We start from the raw sequence: 18,558 nt of genomic DNA on the forward strand, positions 1-18,558 counted from the left end.
AATTTTTTATAAAGTCATTAAAAAACGTTGAATAGTAAATGTCCGATAGCACGATACATAAACTGTTCAACGTAAATTTAGATATAAAAAATGCCCATCCTATTGGATGGGCAATACGGTCTCGACGGGAATCGAACCCGCGATCTCCTGCGTGACAGGCAGGCGTGTTAACCGCTACACTACGAGACCTAAAAAATGGTGACTCCTACGGGACTCGAACCCGTGTTACCGCCGTGAAAGGGCGGTGTCTTAACCGCTTGACCAAGGAGCCTGTCTTAAGCACAAAATAAATTATAGCAACTCTAATCAGTAATGACAAGCTCTTTTTCAAAGTTTTTTAAGTAAAATTTTCTATCTTAATTGTATTAAGTGTGAAAAACGTATTTTTTACTGCTATTTAGCTAATCATCCATACTATTTATTCTCTATCATATAGCTCATTTTCCATATTAACTTTCATTTCAAATGAAAATCCCTCAATTCTAAAACATACTCATACCGATAAAATAATTTAACAAACTTACCAACTCATTTTGCAGACACTTGCACCTATATTCAAAAATTATTTTTTAAAGCTCAAAAAACATAAAAAAATATAAATTATTAGAAATTAAAATTTATTTCATCTAGAATTATTATGGTAAGCAAATTAAAGTTCTATTAGGAGGAAATTAAATGGCAAGAGTATTATTCATCAATCCTGGTCCGTCAGGCCACATTAATCCAACCGTTGCGTTATGCAAAGAATTAGTAGCACGCGGTGAAGAAATCGTATATTATGCGAGTGATCAATTTCAAGATAAGTTGAAAGACACTGGCGTTGAAATACGTTCATTTAACACGGATGAGATGATTGACGCATTTAGAGAATATGGTAAGGATAATCTATTTCAAGTCATTAATGGGCTCTTAAATACTGTAGATATGATGTTACCACGTCTTATAGAAGAAACGAAAGATGAGCATTATGATTATATGATTTATGATTCAATGTTTGGCTGTGGTAAATTGTTAGCTCAAAAATTAAATATCCCAACAGTTTCATCTGTAACTTCTTTCGCACATACAAAAACATCATTTGATCAATTTTTAAATGCTATGGCAACGACTGTAGATCCAGAAGATAAAGCGGAGTCAGATGCGCATTTTGAAAATTTAAGAAAGCAAATTCAATCAAAATATAATGTAGATGTGCCAAACCGTTTTGAAGTGATGTATAATCCTGGTGATTTGCACATTTCATATATTATGAAAAAATTCCAACTCGATTATAAGTCTTTCGATAATCCTCAGTTTTTCTTTGCCGGTCCTTCTGTACAAGAACCAACAGATTCTGGTTTTATGGATGAACTTGATCGTACACGTCCTATTATTTATATTTCTTTGGGTACAGTGTTTAACCAAAACATTCCATTTTTCAATAAATGTTTCACAGCTTTAAAAGATGTCGATGCTACTGTTGTCGTTTCAATAGGCAATGTGAATAGTTTAGATGATTTTGAAGATGTACCATCAAACTTTGTGATTAAGGCTACTGTGCCTCAAGTTGAACTGTTACAACATACTTCGTTGTTCTTAACACATGCTGGTATGAACAGTACCAATGAATCAATGAAAATGAATGTACCGATGTTGGCATTTCCACAAAGTGCTGATCAACCTGTTGTTTCAAAACAAATTGAAGACCTTGGATTAGGGCAACGTTTAAATGCTGAAACAATGACTCCAGAACATTTACAGGAAACTATAGTAGAGATGTTAGAAAATCTCGATTACTACAAATCAAATATCGGTAAAATCAAAGCAGAGCAAAATAGTGATAAAGCCGGTTATGAATTAGCCGCTGACCGAATTTTTGAATTTCGTAAGGAGTTCTGTCCTCAAATTTAATTTCATAAAATAAAAAAGCACCTCGTAGTGCCCAATTCACTGTTCTGAAGAAAGTGAGAGGATACTGCAAGGTGTTTTTTATTTATCTAAGATTTACGCTTCCCATAAATCTTCTAATAAGTTTGTTTGATTACGGTCTGGACCTACTGAGAAGATTGAAATCTTCACATCACATAGTTCAGAGATACGTTCTAAATATCTGCGTGCATTGTCTGGTAATTCATCTAATGAACGGCAGCTTGTCACATCTTCTGTCCAACCTGGTAATGTTTCAAAGATTGGTTTACAACGTTGCAAGTCTTTTAAGTTTGCTGGGTATTCAGTGATTTCTTTACCATCTAATTCATATGCAGTACAAATCTTAACGTTTTCAAGACCTGTTAATACATCGATAGAGTTGATAGATAAATCTGTGATACCACTTGCACGACGAGAATGACGTAATACAACTGAGTCAAACCAGCCTACACGACGTGGACGTCCAGTTGTTGTACCATATTCGCGACCAACTTCACGGATATGATGTCCGTCTTCATCAAACAATTCAGTTGGGAATGGACCGTCACCAACACGTGATGTATAAGCTTTACATACACCGATAACTTTTGATACGAATGTTGGACCCACACCGCCACCTACAGTTACGTTACCAGCAACTGGGTTACTAGAAGTAACAAATGGATATGTACCGTGATCGATATCTAACATAACGCCTTGTGCGCCTTCAAATAATACTTTTTCGTCTGCAACAAAAGCATCATCTAATACTTTTGCTGTATCTGTTACAAATGGTGCTAAACGTTGACCCGCAGCATAGTATGCTTCGAAAATTTCATCAAATGAAGGACATGATTTACCAAACATACCTTTGAAATAAGCATCTTTGTATTCAATGTTTTCTTTTAATAATTTTTCAAATGTTTCTTTATCTAATAAATCTGCAACACGGATACCGATACGTTGCGCTTTATCTACGTAAGCAGGACCGATACCTTTTTTAGTTGTGCCGATTTTATTATCTCCGCGGCGTTCTTCTTCATATTCATCTTGTTTTAAGTGATAAGGTAAAATAACTTGAGCACGATTAGAAATACGTAAATTATCTGTAGAAATACCTCTTTCATTTAAAGCATCTAACTCTTTCAATAAAGCAACTGGATCTACTACAACACCGTTACCGATGACTGAAAGTTTTTCTTTATAGAAAATACCAGATGGTACTAAGTGCAATTTGTATGTTTCCCCACCAAATTTAATTGTGTGGCCAGCGTTATTTCCGCCTGAAAAACGCGCAATAACATCTGCTTGTTCTGCTAAGAAATCTGTAATTTTACCTTTACCTTCGTCTCCCCATTGTGTCCCAACGACTACGATTGATGACATATGAGCACCTCCAAGTTTTTCTCAATTAACCATTAAGTATTCTACCAATAGCACAGTTATAATGCAAACAAAAATCGAACATTGATTTTTTGTAATTTTCAAAAATTTTCGTTGTGAGTCATTTTAGTTATATAGACTATAATCATAGTAACACCAAGCTTCCAACTACTATTATGCACATTTTTGGACACATACTTCCATAACTTCCACATAAGTAAATACATACAAAAACCGTACGATATACATTCGCTATTGTATATCGTACGGAAAATATTTTTTATAAAATTTTCTTAACCCATCTCTGCATGTGCATAATCGATATCGGTAAATTTATTATACTGTTTCATAAAATGTAATTTCACAGTGCCTGTTGGGCCGTTACGTTGCTTGGCGATAATAATTTCAATTTCACCATTTTCATCATTTGTCTGTGGTTCGAAGTTGGCATCATCATCGTCATCTTCGTCCTCACCACGGTTGTAGTAATCATCACGATATAAGAAGGCCACGATATCAGCATCTTGCTCTATCGAACCAGATTCACGAATATCACTCATCATCGGACGTTTATCTTGTCGTTGTTCTACACCACGTGATAACTGACTCAGTGCAATAACAGGACATTCAAGTTCTCTGGCAATCGCTTTTAATGTACGCGATATCTCAGATACTTCTTGTTGACGGTTATCTGAAAAGCGTGAACCACTACCAGAAATTAATTGTAGATAGTCGATGACAATCATATCTAAACCATGCTCTTGCTTAAGTCTACGACATTTCGAACGAATATCTGTAATACGAATCCCTGGTGTATCATCTATAAATATTTTTGTACGTGATAGTTTACCAACGGCAATTGTAAATCGATTCCAGTCTTCTTCAGTCATTGAACCTGTTCGTAAACGGTTAGAGTCTACATTGCCTGAACTACAAATCATACGTGTTGCCAATTGATCGGCACCCATCTCAAGTGAAAAGATACCAACTGAATAATGATCTTCGTGTGTTGCAACTTTCTGTGCAATATTCAGAGCGAAGGCAGTCTTACCTACAGAAGGTCGGGCTGCTAAAATAATCAAATCACTGCGATTAAATCCTGCAGTCATCTGGTCTAAGTCACGATATCCTGTAGGAACACCTGGTGTTTGACCACTGTTTTGATCTAATACCTCTGCGTTCTCGTATACTTCACCAAGTACGTCACGGATGTCTTTAAAACCATCACTTTCTCTTGATGATGACAGCTCTAAGATTCTGCGTTCTGCATCATTTAAAATGGCGTCTAATTCAAGTTCGTCATTATAACCATCATTCGCAATACTATCTGCAGTTTGTATTAACTTTCGCTTTGTAGCATGCTTAAACACAATTTCTGTATAGTATTGTATATTTCGTGTGGTTGGTACATTATTTGTCAATTCCGCTAGATACTGCGGACCACCCGCTTCATTCAATCGTCCTTCTTGTGACAATTGATCCATGATTGTTACGACATCTATATCTTTATTATCTTCGTTGAGGTTCATCATCGCTCTAAAGATGTGTTGATGTGCGCCTCTATAAAAGGACTCAGGAAGTAAAACTTCCTGAGTTGTGTTAATCAATTCTGGATCTATGATAATGGCACCTAAAACAGACTGTTCTGCCTCATTGCTGTGCGGCATTTGATTTTGTTCATACATTCCATCCATTACGATTACACCTCATATTTCAATTCGTTATTATTGTTCAACTGTGTGCACACGAATTGTACCTTCAACTTCTTTGTCTAGCTTAACAGGTACGTTAGTATAACCTAATGCATGGATACCACTTGGTAAATCCATCTTACGTTTATCAATCTTGATGTTGTGTTGATCTAGTAAAGCTTGAGCAATTTGCTTTGTACTTACAGAACCGAACAACTTACCACCTTCACCTGTTTTAGCTGATACTTTAACTTCGAGCTCAGTTAATTGTTCTTTTAATTTTTTAGCGTCTTCAATTTCTTGTTGGCGCTCAGCTTCTGCTGCTTTATTTTTTTGTTCTAATTGTTTTAAGTTTCCTGGAGTTGCTTCAATTGCATAATTTTTCTTTAATAAGAAGTTATTTGCGTAACCTACTGGTACTTCCTTAACTTCGCCTTTTTTACCTTTACCTTTAACGTCTTGTGTGAATATTACTTTCATGTATTCTCACTCCTACTCATTTGTTCTGTTATTGCTTCTTGAAGTTGTTCAATTGCTTGTTCTACAGTGACACCTTTAATTTGTGTCGCTGCATTAGTTAAGTGACCACCGCCACCTAAGGCTTCCATAGTCAATTGAACGTTAACTGCGCCTAGAGAACGGGCAGACATACCTACAACATTATCTTCACGTTTGGCTACAACATAAGATGCATCAACGCCATCTAAACTTAACAGCTCATCTGCAGCTTGTGCAACCGTAACGGGATGGTAAATTTTATCCTCTGAACCGTGTGCGATAGCTACACCGTTATCTTGCAATTTAACCGTTTGAATCAATTCTGTTCTATTAATATAAGTATCTATATCATCTTTCAAGAAATGTTGCGTCAGAATAGTATCTGCACCATGTGCTCTTAAATAACTAGCGGCATCAAATGTTCTAGAACCTGTACGCAACGTAAAGTTACGTGTATCTACAATAATACCAGCAAACATAATCGTCGACTCAAGTCGTGTTAAACGTTGTTCAGTCGGTTGATATTCAAGCAACTCTGTCACTAATTCTGCCGTCGAACTTGCATATGGTTCCATATAGACAAGTAACGGACTAGAGATAAAGCTTTCACCACGTCTATGGTGATCGATAACGACTTTACGATTTGCTTTATTTAAAATGTTCTCATCCAGTACCATTTCTGGTTTATGTGTATCGACTACAACGAGTGTCGTCTTAGAAGTCATTATGTCCCATGCTTCATCTGAAGTGATAAACCGTTCTTTAAGTTCAGGTTTTTCATTGACCGCTTCCATAACGCGTCGTAATGTTGGATCAATATCTGACTCATTTAATACTATGTAGGCATCTAAGTTATTCATCATTGCAAAGCGTGAAACTCCAATAGCCCCACCAATTGCATCTAAGTCAGGTCGTGTATGACCCATGATGATAACTTTGTCACCTTCCATTAGGATATCTTTCAATGCATGGGAAATAACACGCGCTCTTACACGTGTACGTTTTTCCATTGGGTCAGTCTTACCACCATAGAAACGTACATTACCATTCATGTTTTTAATCGCTACTTGGTCTCCACCACGACCGAGTGCTAAATCTAATCCTGATTGCGATAATTCACCTAAGTCGATTAAATTCTCAGAACCTTCGCCGACACCAATACTCAGTGTAAGTTGAGCACGATAACCGACACTCTTCTCACGTAATTGTCCTAAAATACTAAAGTTGGCATCTTCGATTTCTTTTAAAATACGTTGGTTTAAGTATGCAACGAATTGGTCAGAACTATAACGTTTAAAGTAAACGTCATGTTCTTCTGCCCATCTACTAATCACACGCGTTACCATTGAGTTGATTTCTGAACGTTGTGTATCATTCATATTTTGCGTGATTTCATCATAGTTATCTAAGAACAACGTCGCAATAATTGGCTTTGATTCTTCATATAAATCATTGGTTTGAATTTCTTCAGTAATGTCGAAGAAATACAGTACATGTTCATTTTCTGAATAACGCACACGATAGTGGTATTCATTTTCTTCGATTTCTATTTCTTGTGTTTTTTCTAATTGCTTTAAAATATTTGGATATACTTCATTAACTGGATCCGAAATTACATTACGACTCAAACGTTCTGACATAAATTGGTTCATCCACTCTATGTTTTCGTTCTCATCTAAGATAATCATTCCGATAGGTAACGTCTTTATCGCAATATTGTTACCCTCAGAAATATGCCCACTGAGATTATTGACGTAATAGTCTAATTTCCGGAAAGCTTGCCTTACCATCCATGCTGTCCCTATAATTACAAACACTAAAACAACTGTCGCGATACCTGCAACTAATTGGTTGAATATAAACCATACAACAACGAGCGCAATAGCGGTTAGTGCCAAAATAATAAATGGTAAAATCAATGCTTTCTTAGTGGATTGACGGTTCATTTTTCCACCCCAAATCATTTTTTAATGATGCTTTTCAGGTTAAAGCATAAATCAACCAATCCGATAAGCCCGACGATATGTGTAAACGGTGTTAATATTGTCCCTATCACCATTAATATAATCGTAAGTGCAGTTGGCATAGATTTTGCTTTTCCAAAAAAGTGAATAACACTCAACCCTTGAATATACATACATAATGATAACACAATTTCAAAGTTTAATACGACACTTTGAAAAGTACCCGATTGGGTAGCAAACATAACACAAAACAACACAATAATATAGATGACTAATATCGAGCGTTTCATCTGCCATGCATATAATGGTTTGAATATTGGTGTAGCAATTTTGAATTTACGTAAGATTGGAAATGTGATTATAAGATTTATCAATATAAGTAGAAATACTGTAATAATGATATAACTCGGTAGTTGTATTGCAAACTGGCGGAAACCTTCTTCAAGAATGAGTTTAGAATCTCCGGAAACTGCCGCTTCTGTTATAAGTTGATGCATTTGTTGTTTCACTGGATTAATAATTGCTGTTGCTTTTGGTATTTTATCAAAAGTTTGTAATAACATAATCGCAATCAGTGAAATGATGCTCATAAATGTTGTTGTAACATATAAAATACGTTCTTTTGATGTTCGTTCTTTTAATAATTGGCCTACTACAAAACTCAAGAAGAGTATGAGGACCAAGATACTTAGCACAAATATATTACCTAATAAAGTTGTTAAGACAACTGAAATGACCGCAGTAAAGCCGAATGACTCTTTTGATTTGTGCCATAAGATGATACCTGGTATTGTTGCAAACAAAGCAAGTACCAGTCCTAGCGGTGGTAATATATGTAAAGCTAAAGCCACTACTACGAAAGCAATGATGCTAAGTATAGTTGCTTTAGGATATATTTTTGAAAACAAGTTCGCCACTCCTATACTATTTTTGACTATAACTACCATTTTAACCAATTTAAAACTTTTACACAATTTTGCCGACCCATTTTATATAGAAGAATTAAATAACTTAAAGATTTTCTGTCGCGCAATTTCATTGCAAAAAATAATAGATAAATCTAGCTTATTTTAATATCGCTTCACTTCACTTATTTTATCCAAATAAAAGACAATGTATAACGACGTTTCACTGTCTTCTACATTGTCTTTTATATTTAAAGAAAGTTTTTGTTCAATTTATTTACGTTTAAATTTAGAAACTTTTAAGAAATGATATAAGTTAGGCGCCCAATCATTGAAATTGAGCAAGAAACCATCATGTCCTACATTATCGGGAACAAAGAAGTGTTTATGATATTTAAATCGTTCACCCGCTGCTCTGACTAAATCATCAGGGTATAGTAAATCATCAGTGAATCCCATTGTCATTACTTTTGTATCTAATGTGCTTAATACACTATCTACATCATCACGGCCTCTATCTAAATCATGACTATCCAAGACATCTAGCAGTGTAAGGTAACACTCAGATGCAAAGTGCTGTTTAAACTTATCACCTTGGTGTTTCTGATAAGCTACAACTTGATCCGGTGAAAAACGTTTATCATAACTTTTAGACGATCGGTACGTTAAAAATCCAAGCTGCCTTGCGATACTTAATCCTTCTTTATTATCGAGTAATATCGCCTGTCTTGCGATTTCATTAAATGCTCTACTATATGAAGAGGTTCTATCTGTAGCTGCCAAAATTACTGCTTTTTCTACTTCAAATTTACGGTTATACAAAAGTTCCATTGCCTGCATACCACCTAAAGAGCCACCAATCAATATATTAATTTTTTGATATCCAAGTGTCTCAATACCAATTTCAATGGCTTTGACTATATCTCTAAGTGTCAGATGTTGCGGAAAATCCACATCATTAAGTGCCGAACTTGAACCATACGGGCTACCTATAACATTGAATGTTAAGAACTGATAATCATGAATTGGCATATAACCACCATCGATAATTTCACGCCACCATCCAGGATTTTCATTCGTACCATATGTGAGATGATTGCCTGTTAAGGCATGGCAAACGATTACAAGTGGTTGTCCTTGCAAACCAACATGCTCATAGCGTAATTTCAAATTCGCTATCGTTTCTCCAAATTCAGTTGTAAATGGTCCTAATTCTAAAGTATCAACCGTATAATTTGTCATTTTTTACCTCCTACTTAAAATAAAAAAACTCCCCACTCTAGAATAAGCAAGAAGTTTAACTATACTTATCATTCGAGTATCTCGTTGGTATTAGCACCGTACTACATCTTATATAGCCGGTTGCTGAAGCTTCAACGGGCCAAGTCCCTCTGCTTCTCGAAATAAGATTTTATTTTATTTATATGCATCTTATATTAAAGATGTCATAATTTTCTAATTATTGTCATTCTAACGGATATTACGATTTACATCAATGACTTATTTAAAATAGCCACCTTAATATAGCTGTAATTAAAATACCTCCAACGATAGTAAAAGTTAAACTGCGTGTAACAATAGCAATGAGTATTGTCGGAACCATCGTTATGATAAAAGGTATATTTAATGTGTAACCAAGCCCGCTATCTTGTTGTTCAATAACACCATCAATAATTAAGGCTGTAAATAATGTAATTGGAATAAATGAAAGCCATTTAACGACCTTTTCAGACAGTTGGATTTTAGTAATTAATACAAATGGAATTACGCGTGTTAACCAAGTTACTAACCCACATAACAATATAATGATAAGCATATGTAAAGAAATCGTCATTTATCCATCACCACCCCAAGCATAGCTGCAACTACAGAAGCTAAGATAATCGCCACATAAGATGGCATAAACAAGCTAAATAATAGCATCATAACTATCACACAGATAATTAATACAAAGTAAATTCTAATACGTGAACGCTTAATTGACTCAAATTGAGAAACTGCTAAAAAGATAAACATTGCTGTGATAGCAAAATCCAAACCTAATGCGTCTGGATGTTGTATGTATTTGCCAAATATGGCACCAACTACTGCTGAGACTGTCCAAAATAAATATGCTGTAATGTTTAATCCATGTAACCAGCGATCATTTATATTTTCACCTTTTAAATGTGGTGTAATTGCAACACCAAATGTTTCATCTGTTATGAGTGAAGACATGCCTAAGCGATTAAGCAAACCATAATTTTTATAATTCGGGGCTAGTGTCATACTCAATAAAAACATGCGTGAATTCACTATAAATGCAGTTAAGACGATAGCTGTTATCGGAGTACCTGAGATGACTAAAGTACAAATAATGAATTGGGCCGCTCCAGCATAAATTACTAAGCATAGCAATATAATTTCAAGTAGGCTAAAACCAGATGCTACCGCAACAATACCAAATGATAAACCCACACCTGCATACCCCAACAAGGTTGGAATACATTCTTTGACACCTTGTTTAAATGTAACATGTGTTTTCACGATTTCACCCCTTCTTTTATATTTTGATATTCACATTCTATTACAACCTGATTGAAACAACCAGACTTTTTAGACTTCGGTTTGTGTTACGTAAGACAAACGGTAGTGTTGGAATGTTGATAACATAGCTTTTCTATTCTTTACTTCTACCCCATTTTATTTAGACTATCCTCTATTACAAATACCTAAAACCACTTAATCTTATCCCGTTTTATTTCACTTTATTTCAAATTACACCTCCCCTACCCTGCCTTCCACATAATAAAAAAGCATAGACAACAAAATGATTGTGCCTATGCTTATACTAAATATTTATAAATTATTTAACAGGTGTGATAACTGTCTTTCCACCCATATATGGAACAAGTGCTTCAGGAACAGTAACTGAACCATCTTCATTTTGATAGTTTTCTACAATTGCAGCAAATGTTCTACCTACTGCTAACCCGCTACCATTTAAAGTGTGTACTAATTCTGGTTTTGCATTTTTATCTCGTTTGAATCTAATATTTGCGCGTCTTGCTTGGAAATCTGTAATATTTGAACAAGAGCTAATTTCTTTATATTCGTTGTAGCTTGGTAACCAAACTTCTAAATCGAATGTTTTACTTGAACCAAAGCCAATATCTCCTGTACAAAGAATCACACGACGGTATGGTAAACCAAGTTCTTCAAGAATTGCTTCTGCATGCGTAGTCATTTCTTCTAATGCTTCAAATGAATCTTCTGGTTTTTCGAAACGAACCATTTCTACTTTATCAAATTGGTGTAATCGAATTAATCCACGTGTATCTCTACCAGCTGATCCTGCTTCACTACGATAACATGCTGATTGAGCAGTGAATTTTGCAGGTAATTCTTCTGGTTGAATGATTTCATTGCGATAATAGTTTGTTAATGGAACTTCCGCAGTTGGAATCGTATATAGTCCTTCTTTTTCAACTTTAAATAAATCTTCTTCGAATTTCGGTAATTGGCCTGTACCATACATTGAATCTGCATTTACTAATTGAGGTACCATCATTTCAGTATAGCCATGTTGCGTTGTATGTTTCGTAACCATATAGTTCATTAATGCTCTTTCTAATTGAGCACCTTCACCAGTTAAGAATACAAAACGTGCACCTGAAACTTTTGCAGCACGTTCAAAGTTAACCATTTTCAAATCTTCAACTAAGTCCCAATGTGCTTTAGCTTCAAATTCAAATTCACGTGGTGTTCCCCAACGCTTTAATTCAACATTATCTTCATCAGAAGCACCTTCTGGTACGTCATCTTGAATCACGTTTGGAATACGTGACAATTTATCATTTAATTCTTGATCGACTTGATTTAATGTATCATCTAAAACTTTAATTTCATCACCCAAATTACGCATTGCAGCAATAGCATCATCCGCATCTTCTTTGTTACGTTTCTTCTGAGCAATCTCACCACTTACTTTATTACGCTCTGCTTTCATTTCTTCTGCTTGAGCAATTAACTGACGACGTTTATCGTCTAAGTTTAAAACGTCATCAACGACACTCTCTTCCATTCCACGTTTAACAACTTTTTCTTTAACGAATTCTGGTTCATTACGGAATAATTTTATATCTAACATATTAATTCATCCTCTCCTCATATTTATGTTTGGATAGTAACAAAAAAAGACCACGTCCCCTTATTACAAGGGACGTGGTCTTTACGCGTTGCCACCCTATTTAACAGTCTTTATAGACTGCGCTCTCACTAAAATAACGGATATAACCGATTGCTCTCATATAGCAGGTAGATTCATATCAATCATGATTACTTGTTCTCACTAACCACAAGCTCTCTGAAATCACATTATCAATATTACTTATCCCACGAACAATATCTTATTAAGTTGATTTAAATATAGCAAATAACACTATTATTTTCAAGAGACAGCATATTTATAACAATTAAATTTATTCATTATAAGCACTATCTCGTAGGTATTGTGCAACTGCTTCGATGTCTTTATGAAATTGTCTATCTTCCGTAATTGAAGGGCAAATATGTCTCAATTCCTGATACTTATCATATGTTTTAAGTGATAATTTATCTATATCTTTGTATTCCACCGCTTGTAATCCAATAATTGCTTCGATTGCCAATACACGTCTTGCATTTTCTATAATTTGATAACCATGACGTGAACCAATTGTACCCATAGAAACATGATCTTCTTGATTGGCAGATGAAGGAATTGAATCGACACTAGCAGGGTGTGCAAGTGTTTTATTTTCAGATACTAAACTTGCTGCCGCATATTGCATAATCATTGCACCACTTTGCAAACCTGGTTTAGGACTCAAGAAAGCTGGTAATCCATTATTTAACTGTGGATTAACAAGTCGTTCTAGTCGACGTTCTGAAACATTTGCCAACTCACTTACACCTATTTTTAAAAAATCTAATGCAAAGGCTATCGGTTGTCCATGGAAATTTCCTCCAGAAATGATAAGTGTTTCATCACCTTCATCAAAGATAAGTGGATTATCATTGGCTGCATTCATCTCAAATTCTAGTTTTTCTTTCACGTAGTTAAGCACTTGGAAACTCGCACCATGTATCTGAGGAATACAACGTAAAGTATAAGCATCTTGTACACGAATTTCACCTTGTCGTGTCGTTAATTCAGAACCTTCTAACCAATCTAACATACGTTCAGCTACGTCCATTTGTTCTTGAAAGTTTCTCGCCTTATGTACATTTTCATTATAAGCATCAACTATGCCGTTTAATGCTTGATGCGTAAAGGAAGCAATCCATTCTGACTGATAAGCTAGACTCTCCGCTTCAATATAGCTGATTACACCTTGAGCTGTCATTGCTTGCGTTCCATTGATTAAAGCTAACCCTTCCTTTGCTTGTAATTGTAATGGTTGACGATTTAACTTATTTAAGACATACCGACTGTCTACTTCTTCTCCATTAAAGTAAACACTGCCTTCACCAATAAGTGCTAGTGCCAAATGTGAAAGTGGTGCAAGATCTCCTGAGGCACCTAATGAGCCCTGTTGTGGTATCACAGGTATAATTCGATGATTGATGTAGAACACAAGTTGTTCTACTAAATCTACAGTAGCCCCTGAGTGACCTTTTAATAACGTATTCAGTCTCAAGACCATCATAATTAATGCAACTTCTTCTGAAAATGGCTTCCCAATACCACAAGCATGAGAACGTATTAAATTGACTTGAAGTTGATTGTATTCACCCTCATCAATTCGAACATCACTAAATAATCCGAAACCTGTTGTAATGCCGTAAATAGTTTCTTTATTATTGATGATTTTTTCTACAATTGCACGACTTTGATTCACACGTTCGTATGCATCTTGTGTTACTTCTACCTTGCCTTCATCTCTTAAGAAATGTTTAATGTCTATTATTGTAAGTGTTGATCCTGTTAATTGTAACGTCATCATCCCATCTCCTTTATCCTTAATGCTATAACAATTAACACGAGTATACGCTTACAAAATTGTTTCAACAATAGATATTGAAACATCCGTAACATGGTATTAAATTACTGTTTTATCAGGATAAAGTTTTACTTAAGTTTAATTGACTATAAACAAATATTTTCTTATCACTTTAACTATTGACTAAAGTGCAAACCAGGTTTAATATACTCTATTGTATTTATAAAATCGAACTAAAAATTAGGTCTTAGACGATATTTTTTATAAGAACAAGTGGGGTAACAAACATATAAAAAATTAACTACATGATAACCTTCCAATTTGTGAATTAATTGGGTTAGCTATATTAAATAATCTGAATGACTATATAACTCGAAAAAGGAGGTTTCAATTTGGAAACTTTATCATCAGTCAACATCCCTAAAAGAAAAGATGAAACACATAAAGGTGATTATGGTAAGATTCTTTTAATAGGTGGAAATGTGAATTTAGGTGGTGCAATTATGCTAGCTGCACGTGCTTGTGTTTATAGTGGAAGTGGATTAATTACGGTAGCTACTCATCCAACAAACCATGCAGCATTGCATTCTCGTTGTCCAGAAGCGATGGTTATCGATATCAATGATACCAAGATGTTAACTAAAATGATTGAAAACACTGACTGTATCTTAATTGGTCCTGGTTTAGGATGTGATTTCAAAGGAAACAATGCAATTACTTTCCTATTACAAAATATCCAGCCACATCAAACGCTTATCGTAGATGGAGATGCTATAACAATCTTCAGTAAATTGAAACCAGAAATTCCAACTTGTAGAGTCATTTTCACACCACATCAAAAGGAATGGGAACGTCTAAGCGGTATTCCGATTGAAGAACAAAGTAATGAACGTAATAGAGAAGCAGTTGATTGCATCGGGGCAACAATTGTCTTGAAAAAGCATGGAACTGAAGTTTATTTTAAAAACAATGAATATAAATTACCTATCGGTACACCAGCTATGGCTACAGGCGGTATGGGCGATACATTAGCAGGTATGATTACAAGTTTCGTTGGTCAATTCAATGATATTGAAGAAGCGGTAACAAGTGCAGCCTATGTCCATAGTTTAATCGGTGAACAATTATCTGAAACGATGTATGTCGTACCTCCTTCAAGACTAATCAGTGAAATACCTTGTGCAATGAAATCACTAGAAAACTAATTGATAACTCAATAGAAATCACCAAACAGGACCTAGCATCAAGTATTGATGATAGGTCCTGTTTTTATTATATATATAATAATTAGACATTTACAGGTGTAAACACAAATGTATATACCTCTATAAACATTGATTACTAAGCAATCTAATAGTGGCAAACCCCTTTATATTAAGTTGTCATATGTAAACACCATATTCTAATACCTTTACTTTTGAGAAATCGAATAACAGCAAATTTATAATAACATCCCCAAATTTTATTCTCTTACACACACTCAATAACTATTTATTTTGATTTACTACGTCGTTTCATTAAACCCGTTTATAATTACAAAAAAAGCAGCTTCCATCATGGAAGCTGCTTTTTTGTTTAAGATTTATTCTTCTGTATCGTCTTCATTATCTGCATTTTCAATATCTTCATTAACTCGGTCCATAAAGTCTTGTCTCAATTCTTGACGCTCTCCATTTTCAGTAGGTGCTGTAGCATCACTTGTAGTGTCATCAACTACCTCTGTATGAATGGCATTACCTGGTGCATCACCTTCAACAACTGTTTCATTAGCTACATCTGTTGTTTCAGCGTCTATAGCTGTAGTTTCTTCATCAGCTATTTCTTCATCATCTTCATTTACTTTAGCTACCGTAGAAACATATTGTTCATCGCTCAATTTAATCAATCTTACACCTTGAGCTGCACGACCATTTTGAGATATATCTTGTACATCGATTCTTATAATAACACCTGAATTCGTTACAACCATCAAGTCTTCTTCACCGTTTACAGTCGTAATACATACGATGTTACCATTACGTTCTGTAACTGTAGCTGTCTTAATACCTTTACCGCCACGGTTTGAAAGTCGATAATCATTCACTGGTGTACGTTTTCCATAACCATTTTCAGTAACAACTAAAATTTCATCATCACTATCTGATTTTGCAACATCTAAGCCAATTACTTTATCGCCTTCTCTAAGTGTTATACCTTTAACACCTGCTGCCGTACGACCTAATGGGCGTAATGCAGTTTCTGGAAAACGAATAAGTGAAGCATGTGATGTTCCGATAAGGATATCATCTTGACCATCAGTTAAACGCACTGCAATAAGTTCATCATCATCTTTGAAACCAATCGCAATCTTACCGTTTTTATTGATATGTGAGAAGTTACTCAACGCTGAGCGTTTTACGATACCTTTGAGTGTAGCAAAGACTAAATAATCATCTTCACTTTCTAAATCTTTAACGGCAATCATCGTACTGATTACTTCATCATGATCTAACTCTATCGCATTGACGACAGGAATACCTTTAGATTGGCGTGATAACTCAGGTACTTCATAACCTTTAAGTTTGTATACACGTCCTTTATTAGTAAAGAACAATACATTATCATGCGTACTCAATGTCACCAGTTGACTCACAAAATCTTCTTCTAATGTATTCATACCTTGTACGCCACGGCCACCACGATGTTGTGCTCTATAAGTTGAAACTGGTAAACGTTTAATATAGTTGTTGTGACTTAATGTGATAACAATTTGTTCTTCAGGAATTAAATCTTCATCTTCTATATTGTCTAAACCGCCTAATTGAATTTCTGTAAGACGTTCATCACCAAATCTCTCACGTACTTCTATAAGTTCATCACGGACAATTTGTAATAATTTCTCTTCGTCTGCTAGTATTTCTTGTAATTCTTTAATATAAGCAATTAAATTGTTATATTCTTCCTCAATCTTATCTCTCTCTAATCCAGTCAAACGTCTTAAACGCATATCTAAAATAGCCTGTGCTTGTCGTTCAGATAATTTAAAACGTTCTTGTAAGCTCACCATTGCAACTTTATCTGTATCAGATTCACGGATTGTTGAAATAATTTCATCAATATGATCTAACGCTATTCTTAAACCTTCTAGGATATGCGCACGATCTTGTGCTTTCTTCAAGTTATACTCAGTACGTCTTCTAACTACTATTTTTTGATGTTCTAGATATTCTACTAAAGCTTCTTTCAAATTGATTAGCTTTGGTCTACCTTTAACAAGTGCAATCATGTTTACACCAAATGATGTTTGTAGCGGTGTTTGTTTGTATAAATTATTCAATATAACACTCGCATTGGCATCTTTACGAATATCAATAACGACTCTAACACCTGTACGTAAACTTGTTTCGTCACGTAAATCTGTAATACCTTCAATTTTCTTATCACGCGCTAATTCTGCGATTTTTTCAATCATACGTGCTTTATTGACTTGGTATGGAATTTCGGTAACAACGATACGTTGACGACCGCCACCACGTTCTTCAATTTCAGCACGAGCACGCATTTGAATTGATCCACGACCTGTTTCATAAGCGCGTCGAATACCACTTTTACCCATAATTAAACCAGCAGTAGGGAAGTCTGGTCCTTGAATATTTTCCATTAATTCTGCAATCGTAATATCTGAGTTATAACTTAAACTTAAAATCCCATCAATGACTTCTGTAAGGTTATGTGGTGGAATGTTTGTTGCCATACCAACAGCGATACCTGATGCTCCATTAACCAATAGGTTAGGGAATCTTGCAGGTAAGACTGACGGCTCTCTTTCATTTCCATCATAGTTATCAATGAAATCAATCGTATCTTTATTTAAATCTTTCAGTAATTCTAAAGTGATTTTAGTCATACGTGCTTCTGTATAACGCATGGCAGCAGCGCCATCACCATCCATGGAACCAAAGTTACCTTGTCCATCAACTAAAGGATATCGATAGCTGAATTCTTGTGCCATTCTTACCATTGCTTCGTAAATAGATGAGTCACCGTGAGGGTGATATTTACCCATTACATCCCCGACAATACGTGCTGATTTTTTATATGATTTATCAGGTGTCATACCTTGTTCATTCAATCCATATAGTATACGACGATGTACTGGTTTCAAACCATCTCTAACATCTGGTAAAGCACGTGAAACGATAACGCTCATCGCATAATCTAAAAACGATTCACGCATCTCATTCGTAATATTTCGTTCATTAATTCTTGATTCAGGTAATTCAGCCAT

Annotated in this window: 13 protein-coding genes, 2 tRNA genes, 1 riboswitch and 1 other annotated feature; of the genes, 2 read left to right on the top strand and 13 right to left on the bottom strand. The window is 35.1% G+C overall.

Going from position 1 to position 18,558, the window contains the following annotated elements:
• Window positions 1-116: 116 nt before the first annotated feature.
• Both MHZ36_RS00355 and MHZ36_RS00360 read right to left on the bottom strand, forming a co-directional pair.
• Window positions 117-189, bottom strand: a tRNA-Asp gene (locus MHZ36_RS00355).
• Between the two features lie 7 nt (window positions 190-196).
• Window positions 197-271: transfer RNA gene (locus MHZ36_RS00360), tRNA-Glu, on the bottom strand.
• Between the two features lie 404 nt (window positions 272-675).
• Between MHZ36_RS00360 and MHZ36_RS00365 the strand changes: the two genes are divergently transcribed.
• Entirely contained in the window at window positions 676-1,890 is a 1,215-nt protein-coding gene (locus MHZ36_RS00365) for a macrolide family glycosyltransferase (RefSeq protein WP_239228892.1), read from the top strand.
• A 93-nt stretch (window positions 1,891-1,983) separates the two neighbouring features.
• On the opposite strand, the gene MHZ36_RS00370 is transcribed toward MHZ36_RS00365, so the two are convergent.
• From MHZ36_RS00370 to hutH, 10 genes are all read right to left on the bottom strand, one after another.
• The gene (locus tag MHZ36_RS00370) at window positions 1,984-3,273 is read right to left on the bottom strand and encodes an adenylosuccinate synthase (RefSeq protein WP_239228893.1); all 1,290 of its coding nucleotides are present in this window, start codon (window positions 3,271-3,273) and stop codon (window positions 1,984-1,986) included.
• Window positions 3,274-3,563: 290 nt separating this feature from the next.
• Window positions 3,564-4,964: a replicative DNA helicase gene (gene dnaB, locus MHZ36_RS00375; protein ID WP_239228895.1), complete on the bottom strand. Its 1,401-nt coding sequence runs from the start codon at window positions 4,962-4,964 to the stop codon at window positions 3,564-3,566.
• Window positions 4,965-4,994: 30 nt separating this feature from the next.
• Complete coding sequence (rplI, locus tag MHZ36_RS00380; protein WP_042737804.1) at window positions 4,995-5,441, bottom strand: 50S ribosomal protein L9; 447 nt, start codon at window positions 5,439-5,441, stop codon at window positions 4,995-4,997.
• Entirely contained in the window at window positions 5,438-7,405 is a 1,968-nt protein-coding gene (locus tag MHZ36_RS00385) for a DHH family phosphoesterase (RefSeq protein WP_239228896.1), read from the bottom strand. The genes rplI and MHZ36_RS00385 overlap by 4 nt, the downstream gene beginning before the upstream one ends.
• Before the next feature lie 14 nt (window positions 7,406-7,419).
• Window positions 7,420-8,346, bottom strand: a complete 927-nt coding sequence (locus tag MHZ36_RS00390) for a DUF2232 domain-containing protein (RefSeq protein ID WP_239229209.1) — start codon at window positions 8,344-8,346, stop codon at window positions 7,420-7,422.
• Window positions 8,347-8,601: 255 nt separating this feature from the next.
• Window positions 8,602-9,570, bottom strand: a complete 969-nt coding sequence (gene metX / locus MHZ36_RS00395; protein ID WP_239228897.1) for a homoserine O-acetyltransferase MetX — start codon at window positions 9,568-9,570, stop codon at window positions 8,602-8,604.
• 62 nt (window positions 9,571-9,632) lie between these two features.
• Window positions 9,633-9,738: riboswitch (SAM riboswitch) on the bottom strand.
• 94 nt (window positions 9,739-9,832) lie between these two features.
• Complete coding sequence (locus MHZ36_RS00400; protein ID WP_239228898.1) at window positions 9,833-10,162, bottom strand: AzlD domain-containing protein; 330 nt, start codon at window positions 10,160-10,162, stop codon at window positions 9,833-9,835.
• On the bottom strand, window positions 10,159-10,854 hold the full coding sequence (locus MHZ36_RS00405; protein ID WP_239228899.1) for an AzlC family ABC transporter permease: 696 nt from the start codon (window positions 10,852-10,854) through the stop codon (window positions 10,159-10,161). The genes MHZ36_RS00400 and MHZ36_RS00405 overlap by 4 nt, the downstream gene beginning before the upstream one ends.
• A 319-nt stretch (window positions 10,855-11,173) precedes the next feature.
• Window positions 11,174-12,457, bottom strand: a complete 1,284-nt coding sequence (gene serS, locus MHZ36_RS00410; protein ID WP_239228900.1) for a serine--tRNA ligase — start codon at window positions 12,455-12,457, stop codon at window positions 11,174-11,176.
• A 65-nt stretch (window positions 12,458-12,522) separates the two neighbouring features.
• Window positions 12,523-12,717, bottom strand: a binding site (T-box leader).
• 71 nt (window positions 12,718-12,788) lie between these two features.
• Entirely contained in the window at window positions 12,789-14,291 is a 1,503-nt protein-coding gene (hutH, locus tag MHZ36_RS00415) for a histidine ammonia-lyase (RefSeq protein ID WP_239228901.1), read from the bottom strand.
• A 392-nt stretch (window positions 14,292-14,683) separates the two neighbouring features.
• Here hutH and MHZ36_RS00420 point away from each other — a divergent pair, with 392 nt between their 5' ends.
• Window positions 14,684-15,496 (top strand): NAD(P)H-hydrate dehydratase, encoded by an 813-nt coding sequence (locus MHZ36_RS00420; RefSeq protein ID WP_239228902.1) that lies wholly within the window; start codon window positions 14,684-14,686, stop codon window positions 15,494-15,496.
• A gap of 377 nt (window positions 15,497-15,873) precedes the next feature.
• Here MHZ36_RS00420 and gyrA read toward each other — a convergent pair whose 3' ends face one another.
• Complete coding sequence (gyrA, locus tag MHZ36_RS00425; RefSeq protein WP_239228903.1) at window positions 15,874-18,558, bottom strand: DNA gyrase subunit A; 2,685 nt, start codon at window positions 18,556-18,558, stop codon at window positions 15,874-15,876.

Source organism: Staphylococcus sp. ACRSN, assembly GCF_022346615.1.
Lineage (GTDB): Bacteria > Bacillota > Bacilli > Staphylococcales > Staphylococcaceae > Staphylococcus.

Bases quoted from the DNA above. Each gene is read 5' to 3' on its own strand.
- MHZ36_RS00365 (WP_239228892.1), top strand. From the start codon at position 676: ATGGCAAGAGTATTATTCATCAATCCTGGTCCGTCAGGCCACATTAAT.
- MHZ36_RS00370 (WP_239228893.1), bottom strand. From the start codon at position 3,273: ATGTCATCAATCGTAGTCGTTGGGACACAATGGGGAGACGAAGGTAAA.
- dnaB (WP_239228895.1), bottom strand. From the start codon at position 4,964: ATGGATGGAATGTATGAACAAAATCAAATGCCGCACAGCAATGAGGCA.
- rplI (WP_042737804.1), bottom strand. From the start codon at position 5,441: ATGAAAGTAATATTCACACAAGACGTTAAAGGTAAAGGTAAAAAAGGC.
- MHZ36_RS00385 (WP_239228896.1), bottom strand. From the start codon at position 7,405: ATGAACCGTCAATCCACTAAGAAAGCATTGATTTTACCATTTATTATT.
- metX (WP_239228897.1), bottom strand. From the start codon at position 9,570: ATGACAAATTATACGGTTGATACTTTAGAATTAGGACCATTTACAACT.
- MHZ36_RS00400 (WP_239228898.1), bottom strand. From the start codon at position 10,162: ATGACGATTTCTTTACATATGCTTATCATTATATTGTTATGTGGGTTA.
- serS (WP_239228900.1), bottom strand. From the start codon at position 12,457: ATGTTAGATATAAAATTATTCCGTAATGAACCAGAATTCGTTAAAGAA.
- hutH (WP_239228901.1), bottom strand. From the start codon at position 14,291: ATGACGTTACAATTAACAGGATCAACACTTACAATAATAGACATTAAA.
- gyrA (WP_239228903.1), bottom strand. From the start codon at position 18,558: ATGGCTGAATTACCTGAATCAAGAATTAATGAACGAAATATTACGAAT.